This window comes from Streptomyces vietnamensis, from assembly GCF_000830005.1.
In the GTDB taxonomy this organism is placed as follows: Bacteria; Actinomycetota; Actinomycetes; order Streptomycetales; family Streptomycetaceae; genus Streptomyces; species Streptomyces vietnamensis.
The window spans coordinates 3,839,823-3,859,369 of record NZ_CP010407.1; the positions used below are offsets into that span (position 1 = coordinate 3,839,823).

Sequence of the window (19,547 nt, forward strand, 5' to 3'; positions counted from 1 at the left end):
ACGTCACCCGGCCCGTGTCGACTCCGTCAGGGCCGTCGTGAGCTCCTCCAGGGTCTCCAGGAGCAGGACGGCCCCCTTGTGGATCAGGAAGTGCTCCGGTGGCTCGGCGGACCAGGCGGCGAGCGTCTCCCGCAGGTCGTCCCAGTGCGGCACCCTGCGCTCCCGCACCTCCTTCGCGCCCCGCGCCGTCGACCGCCGCAGGGCCTCGGCGAGGGTCGCGGCGGCGGGCAGGGGCGGGGCGCCGCGTTCCGGCAGGTGCGCCTCCAGGAGCATCACCACCCGGCCGAACTCCGCGAGCGCGTGCTCGGCCTCCTCCACCGCCGCGTGCGAGAGCCCCCGGTGCCGGACCGGTTCGTGGGTCGCCCGGGCCACCGCCTCCTGCCAGGCGACCCGGGCCGCGCGGGTCCTCAGGAGCGCCTCCCGCACGTCGGGGCCGGCCGGCCCGGCCGGATCGGCGTACCGCGCGGCGACGACCGCCGCGTACGCGCCGACCGAGGCCAGCCAGTCCGCGAGCAGGCCGCGCAGCCGGGGCGTCTCCCAGGCCGGGTAGACGGCGTACGACAGCATCGCGAGGAGCCCGCCGAGGAGGGTGAGCAGGACCCGCTCCCGTACGGTCTGGGTCAGCCCCGCGCCCTCCATGCCGAGCAGGAAGACGACGTACGCGGAGACGCAGACCTGGGCGACCGCGTACCCCGTCCGCATCAGCAGGTACATCCCGAAGGCGCAGAGGACGGCGAGGGCGGCCGAGAGGTACGTGCCCGGGTGCGCCGCCCGGACGACGGCGGTCGCGAGCGCCACCCCGACCAGGGTGCCGCCGAACCGGGCCACCGAGCGCGCGTACGTCTGCGAGAAGTCCGGGCGCATCACCATCACCGAGGCCATCGGCGCCCAGTAGCCGTGGCCGAACGGGAGCCACGTCCCCAGGAGGTAGCCGGCGGCCGTGACCACGGACACCCGGAGCGCATGGCGCAGGACCGGGGAGCCGGGGCGGAGCTCGGCACGCACCTCGGTGAGGACGATCGGCGCGAGACGGACGAGGGTCGGGCGGGTCCTCAGGGCGTCCGAGGTCTCCGTGCGCGGCTCCGCCGTCTCCACGACGTCGCCGAGCAGCGCCGCCAGACGGAGGGCCGCCCGGCGGGACGGGCCCTTGAGGATCGCGCCCGTGTCCGGGGTGCGGAGGGCGGCGAGCGCGGGCGGGGGCAGGGCGACCGGCTCGCCGTGCCGGATCGCGTGCGCGGCGGCGTCCAGGACCTCGGCCGCCGCGCCGAGCAGCTCCCGCACCCGGGCCCGCTCCGGCCCCTCCCCCGGCACGCCGACCGCCGGGTCCGCGAGCGAGGCCAGGACCGGACGGATCCGCTCCGCGAGCCCGCGCGCCCCGTGCAGCTCCGCCGGGCGGGTACGGGCCTGGCGGGGCGTCACGGCGGCGGCGCTGCGGGCCGTCATGAGCGGTACGGGGTCGAACGGGGCGACCGGGTCGTGCCGGAGGCGACGGGCGTAGTCCGCCTCGGCCGCCAGCGCGTCCGCCAGGGCGTCGCGCTGGGCGCCCCAGCGGCGGACCGGGAGGAGCACGACCAGGGCCGCCTGGACGACACCGCCCGCGAAGATCACGGCGGCGTGGCCGGCGGCGGTGGCGACGGAGGTCGGGAGGGTGACCGTCACCAGCATGATCGCCACGTTGGAGGAGGCGATGATCCCGGCGGTCGGACCCGCGGCCCAGGCGAGGCCGGACAGGAACGTCCAGAGGAGGAGCAGGGCGAGGAAGAGGGCGGTGTGGGCCCCGGTCAGATAGCCGAGGAACGTCGACACGGCGAGGCTCGCGCCGGAGGCGAGGGCGAGGGTGGGGCGGGGGCGCCAGGAACGCTGGAAGGTGGCGATGGCCGCCTGGAAGGCGCCGAAGGCGGAGGAGACGGCGACGGCGGGGCCGAAGAGGGCGAGGGAGACGCCGACGACGAGGGCCAGGCCGAGGGCGCCGCGGGCCGCGACGACGGGTTCGAGCCGCCGCCGCTCCGTGGTGAGGCCGGAGCGGGCGGTCTCCTTCAGCGCCCGGAGCCAGCTCATGCGCTGAGCGTATCGACGAAACGGTCATTTCGGTCACGCCTTTGCGGGGCCGGGCCGGCGCCTCGCCGCCCCCGTTGTGGGCATGCGTTCCGCCGGGGCAAGGGGGTCCCCCCTGCTCGAGCGAAGCCGAGAGCTTGGGGGAGGGTGGGCACAACGGACCCGCGCCCTGCCGGCGCCCGAGGCTCCCGCGCCCGAACCCGCACCACGTCGTGCGGCGCCACTGGGGTGCGGGTCCAGGCGCGGAAGCCTAGGCCCGGCTGAGGGCGCCGTCCCGTGTGCCCACCCGTCCCGCCCTGCGGGACGATTGCCCACACGGGGGGGGTGGGGTCCTACGGCAAGTGGGGGCGGTTCGGGTGGAGGCCTGCGGCGTCGGCGGCTGTCGCGCCATGGGCCCAGCCCGCCTCGTCCCACGCCGCCCTGACCCGCGTCGTACGGGTCTCCGGAAAGAGTTCGTCCGTCCGCGCACCCACCGCCACCTCCCGGGAGGCCAGGGCGGGCAGCAGCGTCGGGGCCTCGGCCGCCACGCGGCGGGACGTCGCCGAGAGCCGGGCGCCCAGCCGGTTCGCGTACGCCAGGAGGAAGGACTGCCGGAAGGACTTCGTGCGCTTGCGGCCGCCCGCCCGCTGCTCCGCCTCCGCCCGCGTCATCGCCGCCGTCCCCTGCACGAGCAGCGAGGTGTACAGCAGTTCCACCGGGTCCAGGTCCGCCTCGAAGCCGACCACCGTCGAGAAGCCGTACGCCTCGTTCCACACCGCCCGGCAGTGGTTCGCCGTCGCCACCGCGTCCAGCAGGATCGCCTTCGCCTGCTCGTACGGCGGCTCCACCCCGATCCGGATCGCGCCCGGCGTCTCCGGGGACGGCGCGCCCGCCGCGAGCGTCGCCTCGTCCAGGCTGTGCCGGGCCATCAGCTCCTGCGCCTTCGCGGTGAGCGCCTCCGCCTCCTCCGGATACCCCGTCGCCTCCGCCTTCGCGAGCAGCGCCCTGATCCGGGTCAGCATCCGGGGCTCGCCCGCCGCCGCCGGCGGCAGTGCCTCCCCCGGGACCGGGCCCACCGCGTCGAGGCGCGGCAGCCGGACCAGCAGCCGGTACAGCTCCAGGACGGTCGTCGCCCGCGAGAAGCGGTCCGCCGGGCGGGCGGCGCCGGCGCCCAGGTCCTCCAGGTCGTCCAGTTGCGCCTGCCAGCGGTGCGGGAGGCGTTCGTAGGCGGCCGTCTCCGTCCTGATCAGGGCGGAGAGCAGACGGACGTGCTCGTCCGACAGGTCTCGCCGTGCCATCCGCACCAGGTCCGCCGGCTGCCAGCCCCGTATCCACAGCGTCCGTACGAACTCCTCGCCCCGCCGCGCCAGTTCCGCGTCCGCGTCCGGCGCGGCGGCGAGGAGTGAGGCCGCCGTGTCGAGGGAGCCGTCGTCGCTCGCGTACAGCGCCTCGAAGGCCTTGTCGATCACGGTCATGCCGTCGTCCTCGCGTCCCATTCCTCGCGCGACCGGGCGATCACCGCACGGTGGTCGAGCGACCAGTCGATCAGCTGCTTGATGAGGTGGGTCATGCTGTGGCCGGTCTCCGTCAGCGCGTACTCCACCTGCGGCGGGGTCGTCGGGTACACCGTCCGCGAGACGAGCCCGTCGCGCTCCAGACGGCGCAGGGTGAGCGTCAGCATCCGCTGCGAGATGCCCGTGACGAGCCGCTGGAGCTCCCTGAACCGCCGTGCCCCGGCGGCGAGTTCGACGACGACGTGCACCGTCCACTTGTCGCCGAGCCGGTCCTGGACGTCCCGTACCCCGCAGTCCTCGGCACAGCTGACCAAGGGCTCGGTGGTTACCTCCGTGTGCCCCTCTGACATCAATGTGCCTCCTTCCGCCTGCCTGTCCGCCCGGTCACGATGATCCTCGATCGCTCTCGATCGCTCTCGATCACTCTCGATCGCTCTCGATGGTCTCAGCCACCACGATCCCTGGGGGATTCCATGCTGCTCGTCACCGGCGTCTCCGGCGCCCTCGGCTCGCTCGTCGCCGAACGGCTCGCCGGCCGCGACGACGTCGCCCTCGGCACCCGCGCCGGCCTTCCCGGCACCCGCCGACTCGACTTCGACGCGCCGGAGACGCTCCCCGAGGCCTTCGCCGGCGTGGACACGCTGCTCCTCATATCCGCCGGGTACGGGGAGGACGACGTCGTCGTCGCCCGCCACGAGGCCGCGATCTCCGCCGCCGAGGCCGCCGGCGTCCGGCACGTCGTCTACACGAGCCTCTCCGGCGACGGCGACCACCTCGCGTACGCGCTCGCGCACCGCTGGACCGAGCGGCGGCTCCGGCGGTCCACGGCGCTCGACTGGACGATCCTCCGCAACGGCCTCTACGCCGAGCTCCTGACCTGGATCGCCTCCCCCGACGCGGACAACCGCATCACCGGCCCCCTCGGCGAGGGCCGGCTCGCCGCCGTCGCCCGCGCGGACCTCGCCGACGTCGCCGTCTCCGTCGCCACGGACCCGGCGGCCCACCGGAACCGGGTGTACGAGCTCGTCGGCGAGCGCGCCCTCGGCGGCGCCGAGCTGGCGGCGGCCCTTGGCGCCGAGTACGCCCCCGGCACGCTCGCGGAGGCCCGCACCGCTCTCGCCGCGTCCGGGGCCGTGCCCTTCCAGGTGCCGATGCTGGCGAGCACGTACTCGGCGATCGCCCACGGCTTCCTGGACGGTACGGGCGTGGCGCAGGGCGACCTGCGCGCGCTGCTCGGCGGGCGCGAACCCCTCGACGCGCTCGAGGTGTTCGTGAAGGCGGTACGGGAGGGGTAGGCCTGGCCCTACCTTCCGGACGCCCGGTGGTGGTCGTGATCGGGGCGGGCGGAAACGGTTCGCTTGACGCATGACCACGACCACCGCTGCCGCTGCCACTGCCGCTGCTGCTGCTGCCGCTGCCGCTGCCGTACGGCTCCGAGGGCTCACCCGGCACCACCGCGACGTCCGCGCCCTGGACGGCGTCGACCTCGATTTCCTCTCCGGGACCTTCACCGCCGTCATGGGGCCGTCCGGCTCCGGCAAGTCCACGCTCCTCCAGTGCGCCGCCGGGCTCGACCGGCCCACCGCCGGGACCGTGGAGGTCGGCGGCACGGCCCTGGAGGGGCTGAGCGAGCGGCGCCTCACGCTGCTGCGCCGGGACCGGATCGGCTTCGTCTTCCAGTCCTTCAACCTGCTGCCCTCGCTCACCGCCGCGCAGAACGTCGCCCTGCCGCTCCGGCTCGCCGGCCGCCGCCCGTCCCGTACGGAGACACGGGAGGCACTCGCGCGCGTGGGGCTCGCCGGCCGGGAGCGGCACCGGCCGGGCGAACTGTCCGGCGGACAGCAGCAACGGGTCGCGATCGCCCGGGCGCTGATCACCCGGCCGGCCGTCCTCTTCGGCGACGAACCGACCGGCGCGCTCGACTCGACGACGAGCCGCGAGGTGCTGGACATGCTGCGGGACCTCGTCGACCGCGAGGGCCAGACGATCGTCACGGTCACCCACGACCCGGTGGCCGCGTCCCGCGCGGACCGGGTGGTCTTCCTGGTCGACGGCCGCCTCGCGGGCGAACTGACGGATCCGAGGGTGGAAACGGTCGCGGCGAGGATGGCGGCGCTGGAGGGGGCGGGAGGCGTGGAGCGGAGTGGGGCCGGTGCGGCAGGAGGCGCAGACCCGGGCCGGGGCAGGACGGCAGGCGGCGTGGGCCCGGGCGGGGGCGGTGCGGCGGACGGCGTGGGCCCGGGCGGAGCCGGTGCGGCAGGAGGCGTGGGCCCCGGCGGGGGTGGTGCGGCGTGTGGTCGCGTGGCCGGTGCGGGCTCCCTGGCGGGGGGTCCGGCGTGCTGACCGTCGTGTTCTCCGGGCTCCGGGACCGCTGGGCCTCCTTCCTCGGCGGGTTCGTCGCCCTCGCGCTCGGCGTCGGGCTGCTCGCCACCATGGGGCTCGGCCTCTCCGCCACCTTTCACGCGCCCGAGCGTTCTCCCCAGCGGTTCGCGTCCTCGCCCGTCGTCGTCCGGGGCCAGGACCGGCTGAAGCTCGACGTGCGGCGCGGGCCCGGCACCGTACCCGTGGAGCAGCGGCTCGACCGTCCACAGCCTGTGGACGGCGGAGTGCTCCGCGAACTCCGCGCCCGCTGGACCGTCACCACCTCCGGCGGCCCCGACGCCGTCGGCGTCGACGCCCCCGCCGCCGAGGTCAGGGCGCTCGTCGGCGACCGCGCCCGGGTCCTCACCGGGGACGCGCGCACCCAGGCCGACCCCGACCCCGAGCGGGACGCCCGCGCCCTCGTCGGCCTCAACGCCCTCCTCGGCACCTCCGGCGGCGTCACCGCCTTCGTCTCCGTCTTCGTCGTCGCCTCCACCTTCGCCTTCGCCGTCGCGCTGCGCCGGCGCGAGTTCGGGCTCCTCCGAACCGCCGGGGCCACCCCCGGCCAGATCCGGCGGCTCCTCCTCGCCGAGGCGGCGGCGCTCGGCGTGCTCGCCTCCGCCGCCGGGTGCGCGCTCGGCGCCCTCGGCGCGCCGCTCCTCGCCCGGACGCTCGTCGACGGCGGCCTCGCGCCCGCGTGGTTCACGATCGGCGGTCCCTCCTGGCCCTTCCACGTGGCCTTCTGGACCGGGGTGACCGTCGCCCTCGCCGGGGCCGTCACCGCCTCCCGGCGGGCCGGGAAGGTCGGCCCCACGGCGGCGCTGCGGGAGGCGGACGTCGACGCGGACGCCCTGCCCACGGGCCGGGCGGTGCTCGGTGCGGGCCTGCTCCTGGCCGGGCTCGGGCTCCTCGTCTGGACCTGCGTCACGGAACCCTCCGAGCTGCTGAAGCGGAAGACGTACACGACCCTCCCGATGCTCCTGATCACCGGCGTCGCCCTGCTCTCCCCGCTCCTCGTCCGGCCCGTGGCCCGGCTGCTGCGGGTGCGCGGGGCGGTGGGGACGCTCGTACGGGAGAACAGCGCGGCCGCCGTACGCCGTACCGCCGCCGTCGCCGCGCCCGTCCTCGTGACCGTGGCGCTCGCCGGGACGCTGTTCGGCTCGGCGGCGAGCGTCACGCGCGCGAAGGAGGTGGAGGCGCGGGAGCAGACGGCCGCGGAGTACGTGGTGAGCGGGGACGACCTGCGGCCGGTGGCGGCGCCGGCCGGGGCGGTCCTCTCCGCGACCGGGGCGACCTCCGTCTTCGTACGGGACGGGGACGAGGCCGTCGTGAAGTACGGGGCGCGGGCCGTCGCCGACCCGGCCGCCTTCGCGGAGCTGGCCCGGCTGCCGGTGACCGCCGGGGACCTGCGGGACCTGGACGACCGGTCGATCGTCGTCAACGAGGAGTTCGAGCGGCACCGGGTCGGCGAGACGGTGGAGGTGTGGCGGGCGGACGGGAGCGGTCCGGTACGGCTCCGGGTCGCGGCCGTCCTCGCGCTCGGGACCGGCGACAACGGGCCGTACGTCACCCGGGCGAACGCACCGGGCGCCGCCCTCGACCGGATCGACGCGCGCGGGGGCGGGGCGGCGACGGTACGGGCCCTGGAGGCGAGCGGAGGGACGGCGCACGCGCGCGTGGCGGGCGACAACCGGCAGGCCCGTCTGGGCATGGCCCTGGTCCTGGGCATCGCCCTCGTCTACACGGTCATCGGCCTCGCCAACACCCTGCTGATGGCGACGTCGGTACGGGGCGGGGAACTGGCCTCGCTGCGGCTCGCCGGGGCGACCCGGGCCCAGGTCCTGCGGGTGGTGACGGGCGAGGCGGTACTGGCCGTCGCGATCGGGGGCCTGCTCGGTCTGGTGGTGACGGGGGTCGTCCTGGGCGCCCTGGGAGCGGGCCTGGCGGCCCTCTCGGCGCCGGTCGCCCTGGTGCTCCCGTGGCCGGTGGTCGGGGCGGCGGCGGGGGTGTGCGCGGTGGTCGCGGCCGCGGCGTCGGCGGTCCCCGCGTGGCGGCTCACGCGCTGAGCGGCGATGGTGGGACGACGGGGCGGCGACCGGGGTCGGAGCCGGGTCACCGCCCCGCCCACGCACCGGGCTGGGCGGCGCCCCGCCCGGACGGCGCCCGCGCGGGCCCGCGCCCACTGGGCCGTACCCGTGCGGGGCGGTGCCTGCTGGGCCGTACCCGTGCGGGGCGGTGCCCGCTGGACCATGCCCGCACGGGGCGGTGCCCCTGTGCGTGTGGGCACACGCCGACGGGGCGGGGCGCCGGCCCACCCCCGTGTGGCCGGCGCCCCTGCCCGTGCGGGCCCGCGCCCGGGCTGGGCGGTGCCCTTCACCGCCCCCGTGTGGCCCCGCGCCCGGGCGGGCGGTGCCCCGCCGCCGTGTGGGGCCCGCACTCGCTGCCGTGTGGGCAATCGTCCCGCAGGGCGGGACGGGTGGGCACACGGGACGGCGCCCTCAGCGGCGCCTCCGCCTCCCGCGCCTGAACCCGCACCCCAGCGGCGCCGCACGACGTGGTGCAGGTCCAGGCGCGGGAGCCTCTGGCGCCGGCAAGGGCGCGGGTCCGTTGTGCCCACCCGTTCCGCCCCGGCGGAACGCATGCCCACAACGGGGGCGGCGGGGGCACCGCCCCGGGCGGGCGCCGCCCACAACGGGGTGGGCGCCCGGAGGTGCGGGGTCGCGCGGGGCTGGTCAGGTGGTCGGGGTGGCGGGCCAGTCCGGGGACAGGACCGACCAGATCTCCTCGTCGTGCCGCTTGCCCCGGTACCAGTAGCTCTCCCGCAGCACCGCCTCCCTCGTCATGCCGAGCCGCCGCGCCACCGCGATGCTCGGTTCGTTGTCGGAGGAGACCACCCACTGCACCCGGTGGATCCCGCGCACCGAGATCGCCCAGTCGATGAGCGCCCGCGCCGCCCGGGTCACCAGGCCCTTGCCGGCGGCCGCCGGCTCCAGCCAGCAGCCCGCCTCGGCCGTGCCGCCGACGGGGTCGAACGTGCGGAGGATCACCGCGCCGACGAGCGTGCCGTCGGACCATATGCCGTGGATGCGTCCGGTGTCGGCCGCCGCCCTCTCCGCGTACGCCCGGAGGAAGGCCCGGCTCGACTCCAGGTCCGTCACGACGTCGGGGAGTCCGTTCCGCGCGCCGATGAACTCCCGTCCCCGGTCCATGTGCGCGAGGAACTCCTCGGCCTGCCACGGTTCGAGCGGGCGCAGCTCCGCGCCGTCGTCACCCAGGGACATCGCGTACATCGGCATCGCCTTCCTCATCTCACAGCAGGCATCCAGGCATCAAGGGATCAGGACGATCTTGCCTCGTACGTGGCCCGACTCGCTCAGCTCCTGCGCCTTCGCCGCCTCCTTCAGCGGCAGCGTCTCCGCCAGGCGGACCGTGAGCGCGCCCTCCACCGCCAGGCGGGCCTGGGCGGCGAGCCCGGCCCGTACGGCCTCCGGCTCCCCCGTGACGCCCGAGAAGACGATGCCGTGCTCCTCCGCGTCCGTCGCCGCGATCGTCACGATCCGCTCCTTCGCCGCGTCGCCGCCGCCGAGCAGCTCGATGGCGACCGGCAGGACGCCGTGCCCGGCCGCGTCGAAGACCGCGTCGACGCCCTCCGGGGCGGCGGCCCTGACCCGGTCGGCCAGGCCGTCCCCGTACGCGACGGGGATCGCGCCGAGCTCCCGCAGGTACGCGTGGTTGGACTCCGAGGCGCTGCCGATCACCGTGATCCCGGCCGCGACCGCGAGCTGGACGGCCACCGAGCCGACGACGCCCGCCGCGCCGTGCAGGAACAGCGTCTCGCCCTCCCGCACCCGGAGCAGGTCCAGGACGCGCTGGGCGGTCTCGCCGGCCACCGGGAGGCTCGCGGCGGCCTCCCAGGAGAGCCCGGCGGGCTTGGGGGCGACGGTGCCGGCGATGGCGTACTCGGCGTAGGCGCCGGTCTTCGTCCAGCCGAGGACCTCGTCGCCGACGGCCACGTCGGTGACGCCCTCGCCGAGCGCGTCGACCGTGCCGGCGAACTCCAGGCCCGGGACGGCGGGGAAGGTGGTCGGGTAGAACGCCTCGACCCAGCCGTAACGCCGCTTCCAGTCCACCGGGTTGAGCCCGACCGCCGCCACCTTGACCCGCACCTCGCCCGGGCCCGGCTCCGGCTTCGCGACGCCGGTCTCGTGGCGCAGCACCTCGGGGCCGCCGAACTCCTCGTACACGATCGCTTCCATCTCAGCCTCCGCTGCTGCCCGTTCGGTCTTCGATGCCCCAAGACTGCGCCCTCGCCCCCCTCTCCCCCGCCCTCCCAACGGCCAGTCCCACCTGGCCGAAAGACGGGCCGTCACCTGGCCGCCGCTGACTAGGCTGAGCCGCATGGACGCGCTCACCCTGACCACCGCGTACGAGATCATCCGGCAGCCGCTCGGAGAGATCCTCCCCAAGGTCTCGGCCGCCCTCGCCCCGCTGGTCCCCCACGTGGACGCGGCCGAACTCTCCACCCACTGCGCCCACTCCCCCTTCAAGGCCCTCGGCGGTACGGAGCTGATGACCGCCGCCGAACTGACCCCGCTGCTCGCGGCCGGCGTCCCCGGCGCGCCCTGGCAGGGGCTCGCGAAGATCGGCGGCCGGGAGCGCGAGGTCCTCGCCGTCACCAGCCACGCGACCCGGCGCGGGGCGGTCCTCGTGCTCGTACGGGAGGACGGCGCCGCCCCGGTCGACGCGGCCGCGCTCACCGTGGCGCAGGCGCTGTGGGACCTGGTCACCGGGCACTTCGACCGGTTCGCGACGGAGGCCGTGCCGGGGGCGCTGGCCCGTTCGCGGGCGGCGGCCGACACACGCGCGCGCGTGATCGCCGAACTCACCGCCTCGCACGCGGCGGCGCTGTCCGGCGTCCTCGGGGTGCTGCGCAGCCGGGCCCTCGACGACACGACGGCCCGGAGCACCGCCACCGACCTCGCCGCGTCCGCGCTCATCGAGATGCGGGCCGAGCAGCGGCGGGACCGGGCGCTCGCGGAGGAGCCGGTGGCGGACGCCTTCGAGCGGCTCGCCGGTGAGCTGCGGCCGATGCTCCGGCACAGCAAGGTGCGGCTCGACCTCGGCGCGCCCGACTCCACCCGGTCCCTCGCGGCCGATGTCGCCCACAGTGCGCGGGCCATCGTCCGGTCGCTGCTCCTCATCGTCCTGGAGCAGGACTCCGTGCACCGGGTCCACGTCGGCTGGCAGCTGACCGAGCACGAGCTGCGGGCCTCCGTGCGCGACGACGGCGCGGGCGCGCTCGCCCCCTGCGACCTGGGCGCCGGCACGATCCGGGACCGGCTCGACGTGCTCGGCGGACGGCTCGACATGGACGCGGTCCCCGGCTGGGGCACGACCATCACGGCCGTCATCCCGCTGGCGACCCCCGAGGCCCCGGTCGAGGCCGCCCACCCGCTGACCGGGCTCGGGGAGCGGGAGGTGGAGGTGCTGCGGCACCTGGCGCTCGGACACCGGAACCGGCGGATCGCGGAGGAGTTGCACATCAGCGAGTCGACGGTGAAGTTCCACGTCGCGAACATCCTGAACAAGCTGGGGGTCGACTCGCGGGGCGAGGCGGCGGCCCTCTTCCACGCGGCGGCGTAACCCACCACCCGCTGCGAACCTGCGCCCCGCCCCGTTGTGGGCCCGCATGGGTGGGGCGGAGATCCAGGCGGGCGCGGGGCTGCAGGGGTGCTGTCAGTGGTGGGTGTCAGACTCGCGGGCGTGAGCGAGAGGTGGGCGCTGGGCGTCGAGGACGGAGGGGACGGCGCGCTGCTCGTGCCCCTCCGGCCCGACGGGCTGCCCGACGGCCCCGTGCGGCGCGAGCCGGATCTCGTCGCGGCCGTCCGCCGGAGGCCCGACGTGGCCCGCTGGGTGTGGCGGTCGACGGCCGAGGTCTATCCGCGGCTCCTCGCCGCCGGCGTCCGCGTCGAGCGCTGTTACGACATCGAGGACGCCGAGCAGCTCCTCCTCGGGCACGAGGGCCGGCTCGGGGAGCCGCGCAGCGCCGCCGCCGCCTGGGCGCGCCTGCGGAACGCTCCCGTACCGCCGGATCCGCCGCAGCGCGCCGCCGAGCCCGGTTCGCAGGACTCGCTGTTCGAGCCCCGCCCCACCGTCTCCGTGCCCTTCGACGGGCTCCTCGCCGTCTACGCCGAGCAGCTGCGCCGTCACGACCGGGCCGAGCACCCCGGTCGGATGCGGCTGCTCACGGCCGCCGAGTCGGCGGGGATGCTGGTGGCCGCCGAGATGCACCGGGCCGGGCTGCCGTGGCGGGCGGACGTGCACCGGGGGCTGCTGAACGAGCTGCTCGGCGAGCGGTACGCGGGCGGCGGCGAGCCGCGCCGCCTCGCGGAGCTGGCCGACGCGGTGTCCGCCGCCTTCGGGCGCCGGGTGCGGCCCGATCTGCCCGCCGACGTCGTGAAGGCCTTCGCGCAGGCCGGGATCCGGGTCAGGTCCACGCGCCGCTGGGAGCTCGCCGAGATCGACCACCCGGCCGTGGAGCCGCTCATCGCGTACAAGAAGCTGTACCGGATCTGGACGGCGCACGGCTGGTCGTGGCTGGCCGACTGGGTGCGCGACGGCCGCTTCCGGCCGGAGTACCTGCCCGGCGGCACGGTCAGCGGGCGCTGGACGACCAACGGCGGCGGGGCCCTGCAGATCCCGAAGGTGATCCGGCGGGCGGTGGTCGCCGACGAGGGCTGGCGGCTCGTGGTCGCCGACGCCGATCAGATGGAACCGCGCGTGCTCGCCGCGATCTCCCGCGACCCCGGCCTGATGGAGGTCGCGGGGCACCCCGACGACCTGTACACCCGGCTCTCCGACCGGGCCTTCTCCGGCGACCGCGACCACGCCAAGATCGCCCTGCTCGGCGCGATCTACGGGCAGACCAGCGGCGACGGCCTGAAGAACCTGGCGGCGCTCCGCCGCCGCTTCCCGCGCGCGGTGGCCTATGTCGACGAGGCGGCGAAGGCGGGCGAGGAGGGCCGGCTCGTACGGACCTGGCTGGGCCGGACCAGCCCGAAGGCGGTCGGCTCGGGCGAGGACGAGGAAGCCGGGCTGCCGCAGGACGCCGGCGAACCGGAGCCGGAGAGCGGTGAGTTCACGCCCGGCTACGCCTCGGGGAACGCACGGGCCCGCGGCCGGTTCACCCGTAACTTCGTCGTCCAGGGCAGCGCCGCCGACTGGGCGCTCCTGGTGCTGGCGGCGCTGCGGCGCTCCCTCTCGGGGATGCGGGCCGAGCTGGTGTTCTTCCAGCACGACGAGGTGATCGTGCACTGTCCGGCGGACGAGGCGGAGGCGGTGACGGAGGCGATCCGGGCGGCCGGGGACGAGGCCGGGCGGATCGCGTTCGGGGAGACACCGGTTCGGTTTCCGTTCACGACGGCGACGGTCGAGCGGTACGCCGACGCCAAGTAAGCCCTTCGCTTCGGTACGCGGACGCGAAGTAGGAAGCAGGAAGTAGGAAGGGGGAGGGCGGGACGACGATCGGTCGCCCCGCCCTCCCCCTCGTACTCCTACTTCAGCGGCAGCTTCCGCCACTTCGGGCTCAGCGCGAGCGCCTTCAGCTGCTCCATCGTCAGGGCCGGCTCATTGCGCGTGGCGGCCTTGTACTGCGCGTCCGAGTTGAAGGCGGAGACCGCGACCCGGAAGCCCTCCGGGGTCAGGGTGTCGACGCTCCACCAGACGACCCCCTCGCCGCCCTTCTCGCCGGGCTGCTGGGTGGACTTGACCTTGGTGCCGTCGGGCAGGGTGACGACGCCGGCCCCGGTGAAGAGCTCGGCGATGTCATCGATCTTCCCGGCGGTGGGCTGGACGTCGACGCCGACGAGGCTCGGGCCCTCGCCGTCGTCGACGACGACGTAGCCGTGGCCGTCGCCGCCGCCGTGGGACGTCACGGTGACGCCCTTGGGCAGGAGGGAGCGCAGGGTGGCCTGGACGGCGGCCGCGCTCGGCACCCCGGGCGACCGCTCCTTGCCCGTGTCGGTCCTGCCCGGGAGCTGGGGCAGCTGGGCGGCCAGCGGCCGCCAGGCCTCGGCCGTGACGAGGGCCTTCAGCTGGGCGGGGCTGAAGGGCGGGTTCTCGCGGCTGATCGCGGCGCCCTTCTCGGCGGCGGCGTTGTACTCGTTCGCGTCGATCAGGATCCCGTCCTTGGTGAGCAGGACCGCCCGCCAGTTCTTGGTCTCCTCGCGCTTGTCGGGGTACTCGTACCCCTGGAGGACCATGAGCCGGTCGCCGCCCGGCAGCCGCTCGGTGGTGCAGTCGTCGTACGGGACGACGGCCTTGTCGGGGCAGGTGACCTGGTCCGTGCCGGACTCGGGGGTCCCGCCGGCCCGGTAGAGGCCGACGCTGACGCCCGCCTTGCCCTTGCCGTCGTCGTAGACGCCGGTGACGGACTGTCCCTGGCCGCCCAGGTTGTCGAACTGCCACTGGCCGTCCGGGGTGTTGGCCTTGAGGACGGCGGCGAGGTCCTTCACCGGGATCGTCGCGTCCATCGCCTCCTTGCCGGGGGCGGCGGCGCCGCTGTCCTGCCCCTGCATCGGGGGCGCCGCCACGGAGCTGGTCTCGGCCTGGCCGCCGGGGCCGAGCAGCGAGCCGCCGTACACGCCGCCGATGCCGACGGCGGCGAGCGCGAGGACGCCGCCGGTCACCGCGAGGCGGCGGCGGACCAGGCGGCTCTTGCCGCGCCGGAGCCCGCCCGCGACCAGCTCGCGCCGGTCGTCGACGACGAAGCCGTCGCCGGTGTTGCGCAGGACCGCGCCGAGTTCCTCCTCGAAAGGGTCGTACGGGGTGCTTTCGCGCTGGGGTCCTTCGTTCTGGGGCATGCCGAGATCACCGTCTCCGGTCTGTGGGATGAAAGAAAAGGCAGGTGGTCAGCGGGTGGCGAACTCGGCGATGCTGCCGCCGAGTCGTTCCCGCAGCTTCGCGAGCGCCCGTACCGAGCGGGTGCGGACCGCGGCGGAGCTGACGTGCAGGGCGTCCGCGGTCTCCTCGATGCTGCGGTCCTCCCAGTAGCGCAGCACCACGACCGCCCGGTCCTTCGGCGCGAGGCCGGCCAGGGCGTCGAGCAGCGCGATCCGGAGGGCCGGGTCCTCGCCGTTGTCGGGGGCGCGGTCGGGCAGCTCGCCGAGGGGGCGCTCGGTGGCCGAGCGGCGCCGCTGGTGGCTGAGGAACGTGCGGACGAGCACGGTCTGGGCGTACGCGGCGGGGTTCCCTATCCGGGCCATGCGGCCCCAGAGGGAGTACATCCGGCCGAGGGTCTCCTGGGTGAGGTCCTCGGCGAGATGCGTGTCTCCGCTGGTCAGCAGGCACGCCGAACGGAACAGGTGCCCCGTGCGTGCGGAGGCGAACTCCAGGAACTCGTCCGCGCGGGACTTTCTCATGCCCCTCCTTCCCCTCGTGGTCACATGGTGTGGTCGCCGTACACCTCATTGACGCGACGGGGGCGGGGGAATGTTTCAAACGAATCCCCAAGCGAATCGGAGAGGATTCCCGCTCGACGCATCCAAAGAAGCGGAATCGGGTAATCCTGTTGGTATGAACACTCTCAGCGCAGCAGAGAACCTGGCCGCTGGGGTTTGGCAGTCAGGTCTGGCCCAGGTCATCGGCGGGCTCGTCGTCGTCTTCGTCCTCATCGGCGCCTTCTGGCTGGGCATCCGGATCAACGCCCGCGAGTCGAAGAAGCCGAAGCCGGAAGAACAGCCGCACCGGCCCGACACCGGGGCACTGCCCGGCGAGGTGGCCGAGTACCGCAGGCCGGCCGAGATGCCGCAGACCGACGGCGAGCACAGGCTCATGCCCTACCAGCTCAAGGATTCCGGCACGGAGACCTCACCCGACCCGCCCTCCGAGGAGAAGCGCAAGTGGGGCGGCATCTCCAGCGGCGGCTTCGGCAGCGGCGGCACCGGGCACGGCGACTGACGGCGACTGGCAGCGACTGACAGCGACGGAAGGCACCTGACGGCTCTGGCTCCGGCCGGGCGGAAGCCCGGCCGGAGCCCATCCCTGCTCTCAGGTACGTCGCCGCTCCAGGTCCCGCTCCGGCTCGCCCCGGGAGGCGACGAGCACCTTCGCCACGGGCGGCGGACGGCCGGCGGCGTGGACACGCAGGACGTCCTCGATCAGCCCCCGCAGGGAAACACCGCTTCGGCACCGCCCCGTGCCCACCGGGTGTCACGCCAGGTGACGTACCGGGAGCCCCATCGGGTTTCAGCTACCGGCAGGGGGTTCGCCGAGCACCCGGCCCGCGCGTGAGGCGATGTGGGCCGGCGGGGCGAAGTCCGCGGGGAGGACCGGGTCGACGACCGGCTCGCCGAAGGTGGTCACCACCGGCAGCACCCCCGCCCACAGGCCGAGCGCCGCGTCCTCGGACTCGCCGTCGTCCGGCGGGCCGTCGGCGGTCTTCACCGAGGCCTCGGTCAGGTCGAGCGCGAGCAGCGCGGTCGCGGCGAGCTCCTTGCGGCTGGGCTGCCGCGCGTACTCCCACTGCCCGGGGGAGCTCTGCTCGGTCAGGGCCCGCAGACCGCGCAGCTTCTCCTCGGGGTCGGTGACGATCTCGGGGACGCCGTAGATCATCGCGCAGCGGTAGTTGACCCCGTGCTCGAAGACGGAGCGGGCCAGGACGAGGCCGTCGACGTGGGTGACCGTGACGCAGACGGTGGTGTCGGGGGCCTGGACCAGGCTGCGGCTGGCGACCGAACCGTGGAGGTAGAGCCGGTCGCCGTCCACGCCGTACGCGGTGGGCACCACCATCGTCGTGCCGTCGACGGTGACGCCGAGGTGGCAGAGGAAGCCGGCGGCGAGCACGGCGTCCAGGTCGGCCCGCCGGTGGCTGCCCTTGTGCCGCATCCGGCGCAGCCGGGTCCGCTCGGTGACGGCCGGCTCGTCGCCGAGCTCTGTGGTGGTGCTGCTCATGATGACCTCTCGTTCCGTGCGGGTGTACGTGTTGTACGGGGGATCAGCCCGTCACCGCCACCGACTTCCGCCTGTCGGAACGCCGGCCCCCGCGACGGCCCGCCACCAGGGAGTCGCAGATCTCGCCGGCCCGGACGGCGGCCATCGACAGCAGGTTGGCCGTGATGCCGTGCGAGTGCTCGGTGCCGCCCATCAGGTAGATCCCGGCCTCCATCCCGGGCGCGGTCTCCACCCGGTAGTCGCGGCGGACCCGCAGCCGGCCGTCCTCGTCGCGCGCGCAGGCGGCGCCGAGCGCGCCGAGCAGCCGGCCCGGGTCGGGCTCGGAGTAGCCGGTGGCGTAGACGACGGCGTCCGCCTCCATCGTCTCCGTCTCCCCGGTGGCGAGGTTCCGCACCTGGACGCGGACGCCGTCGGGGCCCTCCTCGACCTCGGTGAGGCGGGTGACGCCGAGGATCCGCAGCCGCTGCTCGCCGCGGACCTTCTCCTGGTACGAGCGGCGGTAGAGCTCCTCGATGAGGTCCATGTCGACGACGCCGTAGTTGGTGTTGCGGTGGTAGTCCATGAGCGTGCGGCGGACGGACGGCTCGGCGCCGTGGTACAGGTCGACGGCCTCCGGGTCGAAGATCCGGTTCGCGTACGGGCTGTCGTCGGCCGGGCTGTAGCCGTACCGGGTGTGGACGGCGACGACCTCGGCCCCCTCGTACGTCCGGTGGAGGTGGTCGGCGATCTCGGCGGCGCTCTGCCCGGCCCCGGCGACGACGAAGCGGCGCGGCGCGGCGGCGGGCAGGGCGGCGAGCCGGTGCAGGAACTCGCTGCTGTGCCAGAGGCGTTCGGAGGACTCGACGCCCTCGGGGAGCCGGGGCACGAGGCCGGTGCCGATGACGAGGTTCCGCGCCCGGTAGGTGACGGCCTCGGCCTCCCCGACGGCGGCGACGTCGACCTCGACGACGGGCCCCGCGGCCCCCGCGGGGCGGATGGCGGTGACTTCGAGTCCGTAACGGACCATGTGGTCCACGCCGTCGGCGGCCCACTGGAGGTAGTCGTGGAACTCCTCGCGGGTCGGGAACAGCATCTTGTGGTTGATGAAGTCGACGAGGCGGCCACGGTCGTGGAGGTACGGCACGAAGCCGAAGCGGCTGCACGGATTGCGCATCGTGGCCAGGTCCTTCAGGAACGAGACCTGCATGGTGGCGTCCGGGAGCAGCATGCCCCGGTGCCAGCCGAAGTTCGGCTGCTTCTCCAGGAAGACGGCCGTGAGCCGCTCGGCGGGCGCGGCCTGCTCGTTGTACTCCTCGATGGCGATCGCGAGGGCGAGGTTGGCGGGCCCGAAGCCGACACCGACGACGTCGTAGACGGGGGTGGTCTCGTTCACGGTCTCGTTCACGGTCTCGTTCACGGCGAAGTGCCTTTCGGTGGAGGGGGTTCAGGAGGTCCGGGCGCGGCCGGTGACGACCGCGCAGCCGGCGGCGAGGAGCAGCGCGAGCAGCAGCCCCGTACCGGCGAAGGAGAGGAAGGCGGCCGCGATCAGCAGGGTCACGACGGCGGTCGCGCGCAGGGCGCGGCCGGTGCCGCGGGCCCGCAGGGCGGCCGCGGCGGCGGCCACGTACAGGAGCAGGAAGGCGCTGCTGGTGACGACGAGCACCAGTTCCTCACCGGTGCCGGTGAGGGTCAGGGCGCCGAGGACGGCCGCGTACGCGAGGGCGAGCGCGACGGTCGCGGGCACCGGGCGGTCGGCGAGGGCGCGCGGCAGGATCCGCTCGCGGGCGGCGGCCCGGACGACCCTGGTCGCGCCGAGCACCCAGGCGTTGGTGGCGACCACCGCGAGCCCGAGGGCGAGGAGGTCGCCGGCGATCGCACCGCCGTCGCCGAGCGAGGCGCCGAGGAGGGCGGTGATGACGACGGGCTCGTCGCCGGGGACGGCCAGGTAGGCGGCCGTCACCGCCGCGTAGAGCAGTCCGACGATGGGCACCGCCCAGCGGATCGCCCGCCGGTAGCTGCGGGCCGGGTCGTCGACCTGCTCGGCGAGGGTGGAGACGTTCTCCCAGCCGAGGAAGGAGAAGAAGGCGGTGACGACGGCGATGCCGACGCCGCCCCAGCCGTGCGTGAGGAACGGGGTGTACTCCCCCGCGTCGAACCGCGGCACCGCGAGCACCACGGCCCCGCCGAGGCCGAGCAGCAGCACGACCAGGGCCGCGGTCTGCACCCGGGCACCGGCCGTGAGCCCGAGCAGCGTGAACGCGGCGGACAGCGCCATGAAGCCGATCGCGATCGGGTAGACGGGCCCGTCGGGCTGCCCGAGCAGTCCGAGGAGACAGCGGGCGGAGACGATGCCCATCACGGGGTTGCCGATGACGTACGTGGCGACGAGCAGCAACGCGGCAGCCCGGCCCGGGCGGCGGCCGAACCCGGCCTCCACCATCGCGGCGAGACCGGAGGCGTCGGGACGCCAGGCCGACATCTCCGCGAAGAAACGGGCGAAGGGGTACGAGCTGAGCGCGAGCGCCAGCCACGCGAGCAGCGCGGCGGGGCCGGCCTGCCGCTCGGTCAGTCCCGGCACCAGAAGGATGCCGGTCCCGACGAGACTGCTGACGTAGAACACGACGAGCGCGCGCACGCCGAGGGCGGTGGGACGCCGGGCGGCCTCGGGCCGCTGCAGCAGATCGGTCATGGTGTCACCTCCTGTGAAGA

15 protein-coding genes and 1 pseudogene are annotated in these 19,547 nt (G+C 75.1%); 6 read left to right on the plus strand and 10 right to left on the minus strand.

Going from position 1 to position 19,547, the window contains the following annotated elements; translation table 11 throughout:
• Nucleotides 1-3 precede the first annotated feature (3 nt).
• The 3 genes from SVTN_RS17040 to SVTN_RS17050 all read right to left on the minus strand — a co-directional run bounded on the left by SVTN_RS17040 (nt 4) and on the right by SVTN_RS17050 (nt 3,898).
• Entirely contained in the window at nt 4-2,058 is a 2,055-nt protein-coding gene (locus SVTN_RS17040; protein WP_041129872.1) for an FUSC family protein, read from the minus strand.
• 329 nt (nt 2,059-2,387) lie between these two features.
• Nucleotides 2,388-3,509 (minus strand): DUF2786 domain-containing protein, encoded by a 1,122-nt coding sequence (locus SVTN_RS17045; protein WP_041133976.1) that lies wholly within the window; start codon nt 3,507-3,509, stop codon nt 2,388-2,390.
• Nucleotides 3,506-3,898 (minus strand): winged helix-turn-helix transcriptional regulator, encoded by a 393-nt coding sequence (locus tag SVTN_RS17050; protein WP_041129873.1) that lies wholly within the window; start codon nt 3,896-3,898, stop codon nt 3,506-3,508. The genes SVTN_RS17045 and SVTN_RS17050 overlap by 4 nt, the downstream gene beginning before the upstream one ends.
• Before the next feature lie 123 nt (nt 3,899-4,021).
• On the opposite strand from SVTN_RS17050, the gene SVTN_RS17055 reads away from it, so the two are divergent.
• The 3 genes and pseudogenes from SVTN_RS17055 to SVTN_RS17065 all read left to right on the plus strand — a co-directional run bounded on the left by SVTN_RS17055 (nt 4,022) and on the right by SVTN_RS17065 (nt 7,975).
• The gene (locus tag SVTN_RS17055; protein ID WP_041129874.1) at nt 4,022-4,843 is read left to right on the plus strand and encodes an NAD(P)H-binding protein; all 822 of its coding nucleotides are present in this window, start codon (nt 4,022-4,024) and stop codon (nt 4,841-4,843) included.
• Between the two features lie 70 nt (nt 4,844-4,913).
• Nucleotides 4,914-5,726: pseudogene (locus tag SVTN_RS17060) on the plus strand (ABC transporter ATP-binding protein); the annotation flags it as partial.
• Nucleotides 5,727-5,884: 158 nt separating this feature from the next.
• Nucleotides 5,885-7,975 (plus strand): ABC transporter permease, encoded by a 2,091-nt coding sequence (locus SVTN_RS17065; protein WP_041129875.1) that lies wholly within the window; start codon nt 5,885-5,887, stop codon nt 7,973-7,975.
• Between the two features lie 666 nt (nt 7,976-8,641).
• Here SVTN_RS17065 and SVTN_RS17070 read toward each other — a convergent pair.
• Both SVTN_RS17070 and SVTN_RS17075 read right to left on the minus strand, forming a co-directional pair.
• The gene (locus SVTN_RS17070) at nt 8,642-9,199 is read right to left on the minus strand and encodes a GNAT family N-acetyltransferase (RefSeq protein ID WP_041133978.1); all 558 of its coding nucleotides are present in this window, start codon (nt 9,197-9,199) and stop codon (nt 8,642-8,644) included.
• A gap of 39 nt (nt 9,200-9,238) precedes the next feature.
• Nucleotides 9,239-10,165, minus strand: coding sequence for an NADP-dependent oxidoreductase (locus tag SVTN_RS17075; protein WP_041129876.1), 927 nt, complete (start codon nt 10,163-10,165; stop codon nt 9,239-9,241).
• Between the two features lie 142 nt (nt 10,166-10,307).
• Here SVTN_RS17075 and SVTN_RS17080 point away from each other — a divergent pair, with 142 nt between their 5' ends.
• Together SVTN_RS17080 and SVTN_RS17085 are read left to right on the plus strand one after the other, a co-directional pair.
• The gene (locus SVTN_RS17080; RefSeq protein WP_041129877.1) at nt 10,308-11,552 is read left to right on the plus strand and encodes a LuxR C-terminal-related transcriptional regulator; all 1,245 of its coding nucleotides are present in this window, start codon (nt 10,308-10,310) and stop codon (nt 11,550-11,552) included.
• Between the two features lie 120 nt (nt 11,553-11,672).
• Entirely contained in the window at nt 11,673-13,364 is a 1,692-nt protein-coding gene (locus SVTN_RS17085; protein WP_041133979.1) for a bifunctional 3'-5' exonuclease/DNA polymerase, read from the plus strand.
• Between the two features lie 98 nt (nt 13,365-13,462).
• On the opposite strand, the gene SVTN_RS17090 is transcribed toward SVTN_RS17085, so the two are convergent.
• The gene (locus SVTN_RS17090; protein WP_041129878.1) at nt 13,463-14,770 is read right to left on the minus strand and encodes a hypothetical protein; all 1,308 of its coding nucleotides are present in this window, start codon (nt 14,768-14,770) and stop codon (nt 13,463-13,465) included.
• 48 nt (nt 14,771-14,818) lie between these two features.
• The gene (locus SVTN_RS17095; protein ID WP_041129879.1) at nt 14,819-15,328 is read right to left on the minus strand and encodes a SigE family RNA polymerase sigma factor; all 510 of its coding nucleotides are present in this window, start codon (nt 15,326-15,328) and stop codon (nt 14,819-14,821) included.
• A 154-nt stretch (nt 15,329-15,482) separates the two neighbouring features.
• Between SVTN_RS17095 and SVTN_RS17100 the strand changes: the two genes are divergently transcribed.
• Nucleotides 15,483-15,866, plus strand: coding sequence for a DUF6479 family protein (locus SVTN_RS17100; protein ID WP_041129880.1), 384 nt, complete (start codon nt 15,483-15,485; stop codon nt 15,864-15,866).
• 288 nt (nt 15,867-16,154) lie between these two features.
• Here the strand turns inward: SVTN_RS17100 and SVTN_RS17105 are convergent, their stop codons facing one another.
• Genes SVTN_RS17105 through SVTN_RS17115 form a run of 3 tightly spaced genes read right to left on the minus strand, consistent with a single transcriptional unit; the run spans nt 16,155 to nt 19,527 of the window.
• Entirely contained in the window at nt 16,155-16,859 is a 705-nt protein-coding gene (locus SVTN_RS17105) for a pyridoxamine 5'-phosphate oxidase family protein (protein ID WP_041129881.1), read from the minus strand.
• Between the two features lie 43 nt (nt 16,860-16,902).
• Nucleotides 16,903-18,255 (minus strand): lysine N(6)-hydroxylase/L-ornithine N(5)-oxygenase family protein, encoded by a 1,353-nt coding sequence (locus SVTN_RS17110; protein WP_245727558.1) that lies wholly within the window; start codon nt 18,253-18,255, stop codon nt 16,903-16,905.
• Nucleotides 18,256-18,282: 27 nt separating this feature from the next.
• Entirely contained in the window at nt 18,283-19,527 is a 1,245-nt protein-coding gene (locus SVTN_RS17115; RefSeq protein ID WP_041129882.1) for an APC family permease, read from the minus strand.
• Nucleotides 19,528-19,547 lie beyond the last annotated feature (20 nt).

Coding starts and splice junctions, on each gene's coding strand:
- SVTN_RS17040 (WP_041129872.1), bottom strand. CDS start 2,058: ATGAGCTGGCTCCGGGCGCTGAAGGAGACCGCCCGCTCCGGCCTCACC.
- SVTN_RS17045 (WP_041133976.1), bottom strand. CDS start 3,509: ATGACCGTGATCGACAAGGCCTTCGAGGCGCTGTACGCGAGCGACGAC.
- SVTN_RS17050 (WP_041129873.1), bottom strand. CDS start 3,898: ATGTCAGAGGGGCACACGGAGGTAACCACCGAGCCCTTGGTCAGCTGT.
- SVTN_RS17055 (WP_041129874.1), top strand. CDS start 4,022: ATGCTGCTCGTCACCGGCGTCTCCGGCGCCCTCGGCTCGCTCGTCGCC.
- SVTN_RS17070 (WP_041133978.1), bottom strand. CDS start 9,199: ATGTACGCGATGTCCCTGGGTGACGACGGCGCGGAGCTGCGCCCGCTC.
- SVTN_RS17075 (WP_041129876.1), bottom strand. CDS start 10,165: ATGGAAGCGATCGTGTACGAGGAGTTCGGCGGCCCCGAGGTGCTGCGC.
- SVTN_RS17080 (WP_041129877.1), top strand. CDS start 10,308: ATGGACGCGCTCACCCTGACCACCGCGTACGAGATCATCCGGCAGCCG.
- SVTN_RS17090 (WP_041129878.1), bottom strand. CDS start 14,770: ATGCCCCAGAACGAAGGACCCCAGCGCGAAAGCACCCCGTACGACCCT.
- SVTN_RS17095 (WP_041129879.1), bottom strand. CDS start 15,328: ATGAGAAAGTCCCGCGCGGACGAGTTCCTGGAGTTCGCCTCCGCACGC.
- SVTN_RS17100 (WP_041129880.1), top strand. CDS start 15,483: ATGAACACTCTCAGCGCAGCAGAGAACCTGGCCGCTGGGGTTTGGCAG.
- SVTN_RS17105 (WP_041129881.1), bottom strand. CDS start 16,859: ATGAGCAGCACCACCACAGAGCTCGGCGACGAGCCGGCCGTCACCGAG.
- SVTN_RS17115 (WP_041129882.1), bottom strand. CDS start 19,527: ATGACCGATCTGCTGCAGCGGCCCGAGGCCGCCCGGCGTCCCACCGCC.